This is a genomic window from Vibrio sp. 1401, assembly GCF_033340295.1.
In genome coordinates, this window is sequence record NZ_JAWOWF010000020.1 from 49428 (window position 1) to 65019 (window position 15592).

The 15592-nt window shown below is 46.1% G+C and carries 12 protein-coding genes; 11 read left to right on the top strand and 1 reads right to left on the bottom strand.

Annotated features, from left to right (window positions below; genetic code table 11):
* Nucleotides 1-369: 369 nt before the first annotated feature.
* The 10 genes from R7Z77_RS12170 to R7Z77_RS12215 all read left to right on the top strand — a co-directional run bounded on the left by R7Z77_RS12170 (nucleotide 370) and on the right by R7Z77_RS12215 (nucleotide 13803).
* Complete coding sequence (locus tag R7Z77_RS12170; RefSeq protein WP_005376096.1) at nucleotides 370-1254, top strand: LysR family transcriptional regulator; 885 nt, start codon at nucleotides 370-372, stop codon at nucleotides 1252-1254.
* 53 nt (nucleotides 1255-1307) lie between these two features.
* Nucleotides 1308-2138 (top strand): formate dehydrogenase accessory sulfurtransferase FdhD, encoded by an 831-nt coding sequence (gene fdhD / locus R7Z77_RS12175; RefSeq protein ID WP_017634640.1) that lies wholly within the window; start codon nucleotides 1308-1310, stop codon nucleotides 2136-2138.
* 406 nt (nucleotides 2139-2544) lie between these two features.
* Nucleotides 2545-3939 carry a hexose-6-phosphate:phosphate antiporter gene (uhpT, locus tag R7Z77_RS12180; protein WP_005479317.1) on the top strand — a complete coding sequence of 465 codons (1395 nt, stop codon included), beginning with the start codon at nucleotides 2545-2547 and terminating at the stop codon, nucleotides 3937-3939.
* Nucleotides 3940-4077: 138 nt separating this feature from the next.
* Entirely contained in the window at nucleotides 4078-4686 is a 609-nt protein-coding gene (gene uhpA, locus R7Z77_RS12185) for a transcriptional regulator UhpA (RefSeq protein ID WP_005376090.1), read from the top strand.
* Nucleotides 4686-6188: a signal transduction histidine-protein kinase/phosphatase UhpB gene (gene uhpB / locus R7Z77_RS12190; RefSeq protein WP_064354809.1), complete on the top strand. Its 1503-nt coding sequence runs from the start codon at nucleotides 4686-4688 to the stop codon at nucleotides 6186-6188. Before uhpA ends, uhpB begins: the two co-directional genes overlap by 1 nt.
* A 6-nt stretch (nucleotides 6189-6194) precedes the next feature.
* On the top strand, nucleotides 6195-7535 hold the full coding sequence (locus R7Z77_RS12195) for an MFS transporter (RefSeq protein WP_005480243.1): 1341 nt from the start codon (nucleotides 6195-6197) through the stop codon (nucleotides 7533-7535).
* A 124-nt stretch (nucleotides 7536-7659) separates the two neighbouring features.
* On the top strand, nucleotides 7660-8877 hold the full coding sequence (gene manA / locus R7Z77_RS12200) for a mannose-6-phosphate isomerase, class I (RefSeq protein WP_005376084.1): 1218 nt from the start codon (nucleotides 7660-7662) through the stop codon (nucleotides 8875-8877).
* A 352-nt stretch (nucleotides 8878-9229) separates the two neighbouring features.
* Nucleotides 9230-10492, top strand: coding sequence for a hydroxymethylglutaryl-CoA reductase (locus tag R7Z77_RS12205; protein ID WP_213967658.1), 1263 nt, complete (start codon nucleotides 9230-9232; stop codon nucleotides 10490-10492).
* Between the two features lie 407 nt (nucleotides 10493-10899).
* A complete protein-coding gene (locus R7Z77_RS12210) occupies nucleotides 10900-12468 on the top strand; it encodes a DUF1800 family protein (protein ID WP_137282613.1) in 1569 nt (522 codons plus the stop codon).
* Nucleotides 12469-12477: 9 nt separating this feature from the next.
* Nucleotides 12478-13803 (top strand): DUF1501 domain-containing protein, encoded by a 1326-nt coding sequence (locus R7Z77_RS12215; protein WP_318136687.1) that lies wholly within the window; start codon nucleotides 12478-12480, stop codon nucleotides 13801-13803.
* Between the two features lie 86 nt (nucleotides 13804-13889).
* Here R7Z77_RS12215 and R7Z77_RS12220 read toward each other — a convergent pair whose 3' ends face one another.
* Entirely contained in the window at nucleotides 13890-14984 is a 1095-nt protein-coding gene (locus R7Z77_RS12220) for a ketoacyl-ACP synthase III (protein WP_053349917.1), read from the bottom strand.
* Between the two features lie 162 nt (nucleotides 14985-15146).
* On the opposite strand from R7Z77_RS12220, the gene trxC reads away from it, so the two are divergent.
* Nucleotides 15147-15581, top strand: coding sequence for a thioredoxin TrxC (gene trxC / locus R7Z77_RS12225; protein WP_005387991.1), 435 nt, complete (start codon nucleotides 15147-15149; stop codon nucleotides 15579-15581).
* Nucleotides 15582-15592 lie beyond the last annotated feature (11 nt).

The following is a 15592-nucleotide window of genomic DNA, read 5'->3' on the forward strand; positions in this document are numbered from 1 at the left end:
GAGTGATAAACAAAATCTATGACGAATTTTTCCACTGACGGTCGTCACATTTTTAATCAATACAATTTATGAGGTTAATCGTTTTCCCATCAGATTCCACCTAGTTCGCTTAACGAACTCAATAAAATCGGCCCTCTTGATAATAGATAATATCTATCACACTATAGATACTTTAAATTTGACCCTAATTAATATCAGGAATAGCCTTGATTCAGATCAATTTTGAGTGTGGTTTTATTCTTGACTTGGTTTTGGTTTTCCATTCCCCAGTTAAAACGCTCCAGCGCTTAAAAAGTACGGTAGTGCTGTGCCCTTTTTAGGGAGTTCCCCCCGTACATGTGACTCACAACGCAAGGTTAACAAGCCATTATGGATATCAAACAACTTAAATATCTCATCGCACTTGAACAGACCAAACACTTTGGTCAAGCCGCCGCATTGTGCCACATTACGCAGCCTACCTTGTCCATGAGAATCCGAAGCTTAGAGGAAGAACTCGATCTCGAATTAATCCAAAGAAGTCAACGATTTGAAGGGTTTACTGAAGCAGGAGAACGCATTTTAGCTTGGGCAAAAACCGTCTTAGCCGCTCATGATGGATTGCAAGCTGAAGCCGCCAACTGCCGTGGTCAGTTGGTCGGCTCTCTTCGGCTTGGAATGGTGCCACTCGCCAGCCAAAACCCGATGCAATTGCTCAAACCATTAGCTCACCAGTTCCCTGAGTTACGCTTTCAAATACTCTCCATGACGACCGAACAGATCATAGACCAACTCAATCGCAATCAACTAGATTTGGGGATGTGTTATGTCGATCAAGTTAACACCGCTTACTTCGATGTTATCGAGCTCGACTCGACCAAACTTGGCGTTTTATTCGATGAGCGTCATTTTGATTTTGCCGAATCTGAAGTGTTGTGGGAGTCACTCAATAACATTCCGCTAGGGCTGCTTTCGAAGGGTATGCACTATCGCCACTCAATTGATCTTAGCTTTGTGAGTAAAGGGCTAGTTCCGCAAACCGTCATTGAAAGTAACTCCACCTTTCACTTGATCCAAGCAGTAACCAGTGGCCTTTGTTGCGCCATTATGCCGCTGAACTGTGGATTAGAAGAGTTGAACGATACGCTTCGCATTATCCCTATCGAAGAAGCCGCCGTTCACGCCCCACTAGGTTTGTTAAAGCGAAAACAAGAACCCTTCTCCGCGCTAACCGATCAGTGCTTCGCAGAAGCAAAAAACATATTCAATCGATAACAACAACCCACACGTCAATGTTTGGCATACATAACGGCTTATGAGGTGATTTCATGAGATGTACTACTCAATCTTATTTTGAACTGTCCGATTTCAATCAAGCACCACCTCAACCAAGTGCGTTCAATTACCGAGAATTGATTGATGGCCGCCCAGTGCAACAAATGTCGCTGGCGAGTGAATCCGCCTTAGCTATCAGCTATAACGGCATTAGCCAAGCGGTCATGATGGTGACGCCAGGCCATCTGGAAGACTTCGTGAAAGGATTTAGCCTAAGCACAGGCATCGTCCACGATTTCAAAGAGATTAAAGACATTGAAATTGGTGGCGATCACGAATCTCACTATGCGGAAGTGGAAATCAGCAACCGCGCTTTCTGGGCGCTAAAAACACAGCGCCGAAATCTTGCCGGCACAACCGGATGCGGCATTTGTGGTGTAGAGGCTCTGGAACAAGCTTTGCCTGATTTGGCACCGCTAACACCGTCTCTTCCTCCGCGCTCCGATGTATTCGAAGGGCTGCGAGACAAAGTCGCACTGCATCAAGAAGCCGCACGTGAATCTGGCGCGTTACACGCCGCTTTATTTGCAGATTTACAAGGCAACATCAAGTTGTGCCGAGAGGACATCGGCCGTCACAACGCGCTAGATAAGTTGATTGGCGCATTGACCAACAATCACATCGAGCCTCAAAGTGGCTTCGCAATCATGACAAGCCGTTGCAGCTTGGAGTTGATCCACAAAGCCGTTCGCGCGCGTATCCCCACTCTGGTTTGCTTATCTGCGCCTACAGCGTTAACTGTCGAATGGGCAAGAAGAAACCATTTGAACCTAATTCACTTGCCAAAACACGGCTCGCCGCGTCTATACAGCCCCGCGCCTTAACACGTCAACCTAATCGAATTCCTAATATTTCTAACGGAGACCTCTGGGTCTCTGTTGTTTGCTTCTCGTTCCCAATTGATACTTAGCGACAAGACACTATTCTCTCCAACCAAACGTGCTCACCCCTTGTCAGCACTAAGCTTGCGTATATTAACCTGCTTGCATTTGAACGCTTTCCAACCCGATAAGAACCCTGTCAAAAACCCATAAATTAGTAAGGATTTTGTGTGACTCTTTTCACGCTTTTCCGCCTTCCTAGGCATTTCTAGGAATTTTTCCTAGCCGATCTAGGCAACCATCTCATGTGCCTTACAAAACCACTCTCTAGAATTCCGCTCAGTCAAAGGTAACAAGAGCGCATAACGGCCGCCGTTGTGTTTCTAAAACAATTACAAGAGAGTTCATCATGTTAAAATTCCTCGAACAGGTGCGGAAGCCGACCCTCGATCTTCCTGTCGAAGTTAGAAGAAAGATGTGGTTTAAACCGTTCATCCAATCTTACTTGGTCGTATTTATCGGCTACCTAACCATGTACTTGATTCGTAAGAACTTCAATGTCGCGCAAAACGACATGATCTCAACTTACGGTTTGAGCATGACAGACCTAGGTCTTATTGGCCTTGGCTTCTCCATCACATACGGCATCGGTAAAACCGTTGTGTCTTACTACGCTGACGGTAAGAACACCAAGCAATTCCTCCCTTTTATGCTGATCCTTTCTGGTCTTGCAATGCTTGGTTTCAGCTTCAGCATGGGCGGCGGTAGTGCAAGCCTGTTCTTGATGGTGGCTTTCTACGCTCTGAGTGGTTTCTTCCAAAGTACTGGTGGCCCTTCTAGTTACTCAACCATTACAAAATGGACACCTCGTAACAAACGCGGCTCTTACCTAGGCTTGTGGAACATGTCACACAACGTTGGTGGTGCGGGCGCAGCGGGTGTTGCTCTTTTCGGTGCCAACTACCTATTCGACGGACACGTAATCGGCATGTTCGTGTTCCCTTCTATCATCGCGATCATCGTTGGTTTTATCGGTATGCGCTTTGGTAGCGACTCACCAGAAGCTTACGGTCTAGGTAAAGTAGAAGAACTTTTCGATGAAGCAGTGAGTGAAGAAGACACCGCCGCTGAAGAAAACCAGATGACCAAAAAAGAAATCTTTGTTGAATACGTTCTTAAAAACAAAGTTATCTGGCTACTTTGCTTTGCCAACATCTTCCTTTACATCGTGCGTATTGGTATCGACCAATGGTCAACGGTATACGCGTACCAAGAGCTTGGTCTGTCAAAAGAAACGGCAATCTCTGGCTTTACTCTGTTCGAAGTCGGTGCGCTTGTGGGTACTTTGATGTGGGGTTACTTATCTGACCTAGCAAACGGTCGCCGCGCATTGGTTGCTTGTGTGTCTCTTGGTTTGATCATCGTATCGCTTGAGTTCTACCAACACGCAACAAATGAATTCATGTACTTGTCATCTCTATTCGTACTTGGTTTCTTGGTGTTTGGTCCGCAACTTCTTATCGGTGTTGCCGCGGTTGGTTTTGTTCCTAAAAAAGCAATCAGTGTGGCTGACGGTGTGAAAGGTACATTCGCTTACCTAATCGGTGACAGCTTCGCGAAACTTGGTCTCGGTATGATTGCAGACGGTACACCAATCTTCGGTTTAACAGGCTGGAAAGGTACCTTCGCAGCCCTAGATACCTCCGCCATGATTTGTATTGTTTTGCTTGCTTTCGTCGCTATCGCGGAAGAGAAGAAGATTCGACACGCGAAGAAGCTTCAACTTGCACAAAACCAAGCCTAACTTCTCTGCGCGCTTTACTTCGGTAAAGCGCGCAAGATCATTAAAAAGCATGGCTCAATTCAGTATCATTAAAGATTTTTCTATTAGCTCCTGTTGGAGCTTATTGTTGTTAGTCGTCTGCTCTATTTGGTTGTAATAATGATTCATGTTGCTCTAGTTGATGATCACGTCATCGTGCGTTCAGGTTTCGCACAATTATTAAATTTAGAAAGTGATATTACCGTTGTTGGTGAATTCGGCTCTGTCGCCGAAGCGCGAAAAGGGTTGCCTGCGGTACACCCACACGTCGTCATCCTAGATATTTCCATGCCAGATGAAAGCGGCTTAAACTTTCTCAGCGAAATACCAACTGGCATTGCCTGCGTGATGCTTAGCGTGCATGACTCCCCTGCGATGGTGGAAAAATCACTAAAGCTAGGTGCAAAAGGCTATCTTAGTAAACGCTGTAGCCCAGACGAACTTATTCAAGCTGTGAGAACCAGTGCTTCTGGCGGCTGTTACCTCACATCAGATATTGCACTTAAACTTGCAACGCCTAGCGACAACACCACCTCTCTATGCCAACTGACAAAACGTGAAAACGAGGTATGTCAGCTACTTGCCACTGGGTTGGATGTAAAGTCTGTCGCGGCAGAGCTTGGCTTGAGCCACAAGACTGTGCATGTTCATCGTGCGAATGCCATCGACAAACTCGGCGTGAAAAACAACGTTGAGCTCGCCAAACTATTTTCTCAAGAGTCCTTTTAATGCGAGCTTATGCTGTTACCACCATTTGCGGACTTTTTGTTATGGCTTGCGCCTGGTTCTGCTTATGGGTGATTGCCTATTACTTTGTCAATGATCCCGAGCTGGCGATCTTATTGTTTCCTTTCGCTTTACGATTAGGTGTCGCCCTACACACTCGCACCGCTTATTGGCCAACGATTTATCTTTCAGAGTGGGGGCTTTCCATCGCACTTGCGATCTTACTGGGTCAACCGCAGTGGCTTACCGTGCTGATTGCGAGCATTGCCAGTATCCCGGTCACTCTGATTGCGAAAAAATACTACTACGGTGACCAAAACCGCCACTTAGCCGTCATGGGCATTGTGATCATCATTACCGCCTTCATCAACGTAATGGCGGTCGGATTTCACGTGCCTTCTGTTTACATGGTATGGCTGGCTAGCATTTCTGGAGGCTTGCTCGTGGTGCCTATGTGCTACCTGTTGTGGAGCTATTTGTTCCAAAGTCGTTGGTCTCCGCTTAGCTCTCTCCTACTTAGTAATGCCGTTGTATTTCAGGTGCGTCATATCGTGCTTTATGCGCTGCTTTTGATCGGCAGTATTTTGGTGCAAACCAGTTTACCTGAAGAGCTAAAACGATTTGCGCCATTTTGTATGGCTATCCCAATCATCGTGTTGGCACTTCGTTACGGCTGGCAAGGAGCCCTGCTCGCCACCATGCTCAACAGCATTGCTCTGATTGCGGCTCGCAGCGGCGTATCAAATCTAGAAATCACCGATTTGTTATTATCTCTCTCGGCGCAAACCATCACCGGCATTATGCTCGGCTTAGGGGTTCAGAAACAAAAAGACCTCAATCACAAACTGCGCGGCGAACTTGCACGCAATCAGAATTTGTCTCGCCAGCTTATCAAAGCGGAAGAATCGGTAAGACGCGATATTGCGCGCGAGCTACATGACGAAATCGGCCAGAACATCACGGCAATCCGCACACAAGCCAACATCATTAAGCGGGTAAATAACACAGAAACACGCGTGGGTTGCGCCGACATGATCGAAGGGCTTTCCCTCAACGTGTACGACACCACTAAGCGACTGTTAAGCAAGCTAAGACCAAAAATGCTGGATGATTTGGACTTGAAAGAATCCGTCGAGCAACTGACGCGAGAGATGGAATTTGCCAATCACGGAACGACTGTTCAACTGAACTGGCAAGGCGATTACACCAACTTGAGTGACACGCTCAAAGTCACCCTATTCCGTTTATGCCAAGAGTCATTGAATAACGCAGCCAAGTACGCAGAAGCGCAGTTGATCAATATTGAACTGACAATTGGAGAAACGGCGATGTCATTGATGATTCACGATGATGGTGTCGGTTTCAAAGTTCAGGAGAGTATGAAAGGCATGGGCGTTCGCGGCATGCAAGAGCGTGTGCACGCGTTAGGTGGAAAAATGGTTATCTACTCCACCAGCGATCAAGTGACTGGCACACAAATCAGCATTACTTTACCTAAGGTGTAACTCAAGATGTTTGGATTTTTACGTTCACCTAAATTTACTCAACCGAGTCTAAGCAACGAGCAAATCGACCAGCGTTACCGCCATTGGCGTTTGCACATTATGTTGGGGATGTACATCGGCTACGCAGGTTTCTACTTTACCCGTAAGACCTTTAACTACGCCGCACCAGCGATGATTACCGATCTTGGCTTAGATAAAGGCGATTTGGGTCTTATCGGTACGCTTTTCTACATCACCTACGGCTGCTCGAAGTTTATTTCTGGCACGATTTCGGATCGCTCTAATCCTCGTTATTTCATGGGATTAGGATTGATTGCGACAGGTCTGGTCAACATCGCGTTCGGCTTTTCTAGCTCACTCGCGGCTTTCATTACTCTGTGGATCTTAAACGCGTGGTTCCAAGGCTGGGGCTGGCCTTCATGCTCCAAGCTGTTAACGACTTGGTATTCACGTTCCGAGCGTGGCTTCTTATGGGCGATTTGGAACACCGCACACAACGTTGGTGGCGCGCTGATCCCTATTTTGGTGGGCTATTTAACGTTGCACTACAGCTGGCGTGAAGGTTTTATTCTACCCGGCATCATCGGTGTATTACTCGGTCTATTCGTTTGTTGGCGATTGCGCGACAAACCCACAACAATGGGTTTACCAAGTGTCGGCCAATGGCGCAACGACGCGCTAGAACTTGCGCAAGAAAATTACGGACGTGGCCTCACCTACCGCGAAATTCTGAAATCGTACGTATTTAACAACAAATACATCTGGCTGCTCGCGTTCAGTTATGTGTTGGTTTACATCGTTCGTACCGCAATCAATGACTGGGGAAACCTGTACTTGACCGAGCAGCATCACTATAGCCTGATTAACGCCAACGCTGCTCTGTCTATGTTTGAAATCGGCGGTTTTGTTGGTTCATTGGTTGCGGGTTGGGGCTCAGACAAACTCTTTGGCGGTAACCGTGGGCCAATGAACTTGCTGTTCGCGATTGGGATTTTCTTATCTGTCTCTGCGCTTTGGCTGATGCCTCTGACCAACTTTGCATTCCAAGCGGCGGGATTGTTCTCCATCGGCTTCTTTGTTTTTGGACCACAAATGCTGATCGGTATGGCGGCGGCGGAGTGCTCTCACAAAGATTCTGCCGGCGCGGCAACAGGATTCGTGGGCTTGTTCGCCTACATGGGCGCAGCATTGTCTGGTTATCCACTGGCGTTAATTCTTGAAGAATATCATTGGACGGGTTTCTTCATCACCATTTCAGTTTGTGCAGCCGTCATTGGCCTTTTGTTGCTGCCATTTTTGCAAGCGCAGCCATCACGAAAACCACTCGAACCAAAGCCTCGGTTGTAAATCGACTTATCGCCCTTAGGGCAAATTGGCGAGTGACCTAACCGCGCTCGCCCTCCTTATTTAACGTATCTCTGCTCAATTTTTCTTCCGATTCAGTTCGGAGGGTTAACTATGGGAAAAATTCATGAATTTGAACACTATTTCATCGCATAGCTTCTTTCAAATGAACAACAAAATCCAAAACTACGCCTGGGGAAGCACCTCTTCTATTCACGATTTGTTTGGCTTTTCTAACGAAACGAATGAGCCTCAAGCAGAAGTATGGATGGGTACTCACCCAAACGGCTGCTCTGAAGTTCAGGTTGAGCAAAACACGCTGCCTTTGTCTGAACTGATCAAACAAAACCAACCCGCTTACTTATCAGCAGAAACCGCAGCGAAATTTGGCGACCTGCCCTTTCTGTTTAAGATCTTAGCGGCCGAACATGCACTGTCGATTCAAGTTCACCCAAGCAAACAAGATGCCGAAATAGGCTTCGAAAAAGAACAAAGTGCCGGGATCCCACTAAACGCAAGCCATCGTAACTACAAGGATCCAAACCATAAACCTGAGTTGGTGTACGCGCTGACAAGTTACCAAGCCATGAACGGTTTTCGTTCGTATGACGAGATTATTGAGGCATTTGGCCTTTGCGATATCAATGAGCTACGCACACCGCTAGATGCATTCAAACGCGAAATCAACTCACAAGGTTTACGCGATTTCTTTGTGCACATTCTGACCATGGAAGGCGAAACAAAAGAGCGTGCACTGAAACAGCTTCTTGCCCAAGCTTCAGACCAATCAGAGCAAGGTACTAACAACGACGTTTTCCAGCTCATCTTGGATCTATCCACTCAATACCCTGGCGATGTCGGCTTGTTTGCGCCATTACTGTTGAATGTCATCACGCTGCAACCTGGCGAAGCCATGTTCCTGAGCGCAAGAACGCCACACGCTTACATTAAAGGTACGGGATTAGAGATCATGGCGAACTCAGATAACGTTTTGCGTGCAGGACTCACGCAGAAACATATGGATGTTGAAGAACTGGTTAAATGCACAGACTTTGTGCCTAAGCCGTTTCACAGCCTTGTCCTAAAACCCAATGCCAATGGTTGCCAGAGCCTTTACCCCGTTCCAGTGGCAGACTTTAGTTTCAGCATTCTTAACCAACCGAACAATGAAGTGGTTGATGCCAATAGCGCAGAGATTTTGATGGCGATTGATGCCGACCTGACACTCATCAGTGATAACGGTGAGACGTTAACTGCCTCGAAAGGACAATCTGTATTTGTTCCTGCTTACGTTGGTCATTACCGTATTCAAAGTGCGGGACGTGTGGCTCGCGCCTTCAACTAGTTTTTGAATAACTGATTCAAACTAACGTCTGACCCAAGGGACTGGGTTAGACAATTTATTCCTTTCATAGATTGAACCATTCCGCTTTTAAGGCACTCATGCTTACACCTTGTCGAATCCAAACACCTACAGGCCAGTTTCTCTAAGAGGCATAACCTCCCGGATCTGCCATTTACTGCAACATTCATTGTCAAAACCCATTTATGTCCGGTAAATTCGTCGCTCCAATATCAAATCACTTGGATAATAAAGGCGCTTGCACAGTGGTATTTGTTGCAAAACGTATAATCAACGTTGTAATCAAAGCCTCAATCACTACAATCTCTGGTTCGATTTTTCAGTTAACGTTTGTATGCCGAAGTTAAACCAAGATAACCCTGTTCAAAGCTCCGCCCTTTCCGATATCGAAACCAGCAGTAAGATTCAATCGGCATTAGAACCGAAGTTTCACAAGCCAGAGAAACGTCTCTGCTTAAGCCCTGGCCTGTCGGATAAGCATTTGGCGCGCCGTTGGCAAGTATTGGAACACGTGACCAATAAAGATCATCTCCTTGATCCTTTCACGCAGTCACATTGCGATGCTTACTCCAACAACATCGAGCACTTCATTGGTACTGTTAATGTGCCGGTCGGCATTGCAGGCCCTTTGCGCGTCAACGGCTTGTATGCGAACGATGACTTTTTGGTTCCGCTCGCAACGACAGAAGCCGCGTTAGTCGCTTCCTACAACCGTGGCGGAAATCTTATCACCGCCGCTGGTGGCGCGAGCGCATTGTTACTAAGTGAAGGGGTGAGCCGAACACCAGTATTCGCCTTTAATCACCTTGCTGACGCCGGCCAGTTCGTCAGTTGGGTTGTGACCCAGTTTGACGTATTTCGTCAAATTGCGGAATCCACCACCTCACATGGCAAACTCAAAGACATCAATGTAAATATCGAAGGAAACCATGTTTATTTGGTCTTTGAATACGTGACTGGTGACGCTTCCGGACAAAACATGGTGACCATCGCAACAAACGAAGTGTTCCATCATATTTTGGCGACCAGCCCAATCAAACCAACTCAAGCATTCTTGGATGGCAACTTATCAGGCGACAAAAAACCAAACGCACACACACTGCGCTCGGTACGCGGTAAGAAAGTATCCGCCGAAGTGACCATTCCTGCTGAGTTGGTGGAAAAATATCTGCATACGACGCCGGAGTCTATGGTTCAATTTGGCAAAATGACCACGGTGGGTGGTTTACTCAGCGGGACAATTGGCGTCAACGCGCATTACGCAAATGCCCTTGCCGCGCTTTACATTGCTTGTGGTCAAGATGCCGCTTGCGTTGCAGAGTCTGCCATTGGTATCACTCGTATGGATGTGGACGCTCAAGGCAACTTGTACGCGTGCGTGACCTTGCCAAACATCATGGTGGGAACGGTTGGCGGTGGTACTGGCCTTCCAACGCAAAAAGCATGTTTGGATATTTTGGGTTTGCACGGCAACGGCAATGCGAAAGCGTTAGCCGAAGTCGCAGCTTCGCTTTGTCTGGCTGGCGAACTCTCGATTGTGGGCGCATTTTGTGCCGATCACTTTTCTCGTGCTCACCATAAGCTTGCCCGAAAATAACCTTTGTTGCTTTGTACAAGAGAACATCCGTGTGGTTTTCTCTTGTGCAAACCAATGGACTTTATTTATTGGCTCAATAATTTCTTGAAACTAACTTAAGCCTTAACAAACATACCAATCTCTTGTTAACCGTACTTTAGCTGTCCCCCTTCTATATCCATTGCGATATCTCTGCTTGTTACTCTTCATTGGCCATATTTAATATCAGTATCTTAGAAAAAATAGCATCAAAAACTTCTAGCACTATAGTACCAAATTCATCGTTTGAGTTTTTTGTTCACCACTTATAGCTACTATACTCGCCTATGCAGCTGCTTGATTTTCATAAATTTACTAAACAGCTCAAAAGAGCTTAATAACTCCCGTTAAATGGACTTAAATCGTTACTTCGGGTAAGCGAGTTAACTATGAGACGTCAGAAGCTAAATAAAATCTCTGCTTGGGTACTAGGATTGGCTATCTTATTGCTGAGCCATGTGTCTAATGTATCAGCACAAATACAGCAATCCCCATCCGATCAAACCGTTGCGCGTTTTCTCTATCAAACCTCTTTTGGACCAACACCTGCGTTAATTAATGAGGTTAGGGAAAACGGGTTAGAGGATTGGATACAGAAACAAATCAACCTGCCAGCAACCTACCATCAACCACTTTATCAAACGCCTTTTTCTAAAGGCCTACAGTCAAACCGAGAAAATGCTTGGTATCAAATTGTTGTTACTGCTGAAGATCAGCTTAGGCAGCGAACGGCTTATGCATTGAGTCAGATCGTAGTCGTTTCTCGTTATGGCGGCGTTCTTTCCAGCAAACCTACAGGGTTAGTGAATTACTACGATCTGTTGGTTGAGCATGCGTTTGGCAACTACCGAGACCTGTTGTATGACGTTTCCATCCATCCAGTCATGGGGAGCTATTTGTCTATGCTCGGTAGTGCAAAAGAAAATAGTGCGACAGGAACGCTTCCCGATGAGAACTTTGCTCGAGAGTTAATGCAGTTATTTACTATCGGTTTGTATGAACTCAATTTAGATGGCAGTAAAAAGCTAAACCACGCAACAGGCAAACCTATCCCCACGTACAATCAAACTGATATTCAAGAGCTCGCGCGAGCATTAACTGGATGGAAAAATTCCGACATCGCATTCGTGAAACCGATGCGAGTTATCAGTCAAAGACACGACACCGGCGAGAAGCGATTTCTAGGGAACGTGATCCCACCGGGTCTAACCGCACAAGAAGAGCTTTCAAAAGTGATTGATATGTTGATGTCTCACCCAAATGTTGCTCCATTTGTTTCAAAGTTACTTATCCAACGTTTGGTCAGTTCAAATCCAAGCCCAGAGTACGTCGCGCGTGTTGCTACGATATTTAACAACAATGGGGAAGGAGAAAAAGGCGATCTAACCGCCGTTGTTCGAGCCATATTGCTCGACCCTGAAGCATTAGGGATGACGGATACCCCGCCTATAAAAGTGAAAGAACCGATACTGGTCCTGACTAATTTTCATCGAGCATCAGGTTTTACGGTTAAAGGATCACGTTACGAAGACGCAACAACGATGATGAACATCGCTAATCAAGGGCCGCTTCGTTCTCCTTCCGTGTTTAATTTTTACTCTCCAGACTATCAGCCGTCTAACGAGTTTACGGAGTCTGGTATTAACTCTCCAGAGTATGAACTTCTCAATTGGTCTGTTTATACCGATTTGGTCAACTATATGTTAACCAGCACTCGTAGAGGAGGTGGTGATTCCTACCACTTCGATCTTAACGAGTTTTATCTTCTTCTGGACAATCACCGTGCCTTAGTCGAATTGGTTAACGAGCGTTTCTTTGCTGGAACGGCTTCTGCTGAATTGAAAGAGCTCATGCTCACCGCCCTGAATGATTATCGTGGGGACTATGTGCCAACAACAAAACTTGCTCTAGTGATATTTACCGCCATTTCTGGCGACGAATTCTATATTCAGGATTAGGAGTGAATTATGGATATTTCACGACGACATTTTATACAAAGCACGCTATCAATGGGCGCACTAGCCTCTCTTAGTCTGCCAGGTTACTCTCTCGCAGCGCCATCCAATGACTTTCGAGCATTAATATGTGTGTATTTAGCTGGCGGAAACGATGCGTTCAACACCGTACTGCCATTATCGGAGGCGCACTATCATCAATATTCCAAAGTCAGAGGGCCACTCTCTGTCGCCAAAGAAGACATACTCCCTATCAATTTGAGTGCTGTCGATAGCTCAAATCACCCAGTGAAGCTCGGCTTACACCCAAAGTTAAATGCGTTGACTTCCGTTTTCGAACAAGGCGATGCCAGCATCGTGCTCAATAGTGGCATTCTCAACCATCCCGTCACCAAACAAGCTATTGAGCAAGGTGAAGCATCACTTCCCGAGCAACTGTTTTCTCATAATTCTCAAACAGACGCTTGGTTACTTGGTGGAATGAGCGAGTCTAAAAATCTTGGTTGGGCTGGCAGAATGTTGGATGTATTAAACTCTGAATCAGAAATAACACCGCTATACAGTGTGCATGGCAACTCGCTTTGGTTACGGGCAATGGAACACCGCCAAACCGTCCTGAAAAAAGATCGCGCAGTTCAGCTTACCGCGATTGATAGCCCTTTATACAAAGGTATCTATGACCGCCTTCTCTCTCATCAAACTGACAATCCATTTAATGGTCATTTTAATTTGATGGTTGATGAGTCGATGGTAATGAGTAGTGTACTGAGCGAGCAACTCAACCACATTGCTGACGAGCCGCTGTTTACGTCATCGACGCTCGGCAAGCAGATGCAAACCGTGTACAAATTGATAGCAAGCCAAGATGTCCTGAAGCAGCAACGACAAGTCTTTTTCGTTAAACACTCTGGGTATGACCTACACGATTCGCAATTGGCACGTCATCCAGTGTTACTTGAGGATCTCGCGACAAACCTTTTAGCAATGTATCGTGCGGTCGAACGGTTAGGGCTAAACAAGCAAGTTACCTCTTTCACTATGTCTGACTTCGGTCGACGGATGATGAGCAACGGAAATGGTACCGATCATGGCTGGGGTGGCCATCAACTATTAATTGGAGGCGCGGTAAATGGGAAACAACCTATCGGTACATGGCCGGAACTAATACTGGGCGGAAACGATGATTACTCTCAAGGCCGACTCATACCCAAAATTGCCGCTGATCAAGTTGGTTCAACACTAGCACAGTGGATGGGCGTGAGTGATAACGCTGCACTGGAATACGTCTTCCCGAACATCCGTAATTTTACTCATTCAAACCTGGGCTTTATGGCTTAAGATATTTTTCAGGTTAGCTGTAGAACGCATCATCAAATAAGGGAGCCTCGCGCTCCCTTACTCATCTTATGTTTGCAGAGTGTCCGTTACACCTCGTCGCGACGGCGTTCGTTACACAGCTTAATGGCACGCTCAAGTAATTCTAACGCGGATTGCTCACACTCAGGCAGAACCGCATCACTTTCAGAAACTGGCGTTACGCGGTCACCCCATTTCAATACTGCCGCACCCCATGTCAAACCTGCACCAAATGCAGCAAGAAGCATATTATCACCTGGGTTAACTCGACCTTGCTCTACCGCTTCACACAATGCAATTGGCACCGTCGCAGCTGAAGTATTGCCATAGTTTTGAATGTTAACAAACGCTTTGTCGTGTGGAATTCCAGACAGGTCACACAAGGTTTGAATAATACGAATATTCGCTTGATGCGGAATCACAACATCGATTTGTTCCGTCGTTAACTGTGATGCTTTCAGTACGGTTTTCGCAGCTAGCCCCATGCCTTTTACTGCACGTTTGAAAATTTCTTGTCCTACAAAGTTGAAATCCCAGTAACCGTTGTCTTCCGCAAAGCGATCCATACAAGTACCAAACTTTGGTACGGACAGAATATCTCGGCCTTTTGCGTCACAACCGATTTGAGACTGTAGTAAACCCGTTTCTTTTTCCGTTCTTGATAACACAACGGCGCCCGCACCATCACCAAATAGAACAGCGGTATCTCGCATTGCCCAATCGATGTAGAAAGACAATCTTTCCGCACCAATAATGATCGCGTTACGATAGTTACCTGATTGAATCAAACGTGTGCCCGTTTCTAGGCCATAGACAAATCCCGTACATGCGGCATTTAAGTCAAAGGCAGCGGCTGCACGAATACCTAGGTTCTGCTGTACCTTAGACGCGATATTTGGAATCAATGAATCTGGTGAACAAGTCGCCACAATGATTAAATCCACGTCTGTTGCATCGACGCCTGCTCGAGCTAATGCATGTTTAGCAGCAACGGTCGCCATGTCTGACGTGTTTACATGACTAATACGGCGGTTTTCGATACCAGTGCGGGTACGAATCCACTCATCGGAAGTATCGAGGAAAGTGCTAAGATCATCGTTAGAGAGCACGGCTGGCGGAACACATTTCCCCCAACCTGTAATTTCAGCGTAGTAATTTGTCATCGCAGACCTATTTATTGTTGTATTTTAATAAAATTTCTTAGAACCTTAGGCTCAAATACAAACCTGCGCTGCGTTATTTCGGCAGGTTAAAAAATAAGTATACAAATAATGAGGCTGACTGGTAAGTCATGTTTTCATCAATACGTAATAAAGGAAGAAGTCATGTCATCGTTTAAAACTCGCTGCCCTTCGTGCGGCGGTCTAAATCGTGTCCCTAATGAGCGCGTTGCCGAATCTGCAACTTGCGGTAAATGTAAAAGTGCACTTTTAGACGGCTCGCCTATCGAAGGTACACAAGATAACTTTTCTGCTCTATTACAAAGTGATATGCCTGTTGTAGTAGATTTTTGGGCCCCATGGTGCAACCCGTGCGTTGGTTTTGCTCCTGTTTTCTCTGATGTTGCTCATGAGCAAGCCGGAACGGCTCGTTTTGTTAAGATTGATACCGAAGCTCAACAACAACTTGCGACGCAATTTGGTATTCGCAGTATTCCTACCATTATGGTTTTCAAGAATGGTCAACGCGTTGATATGATCAATGGTGCGTTACCTAAAACTCAATTCGATCAATGGTTAAATCAAGCACTTACTAAATAATCTTCCACGCC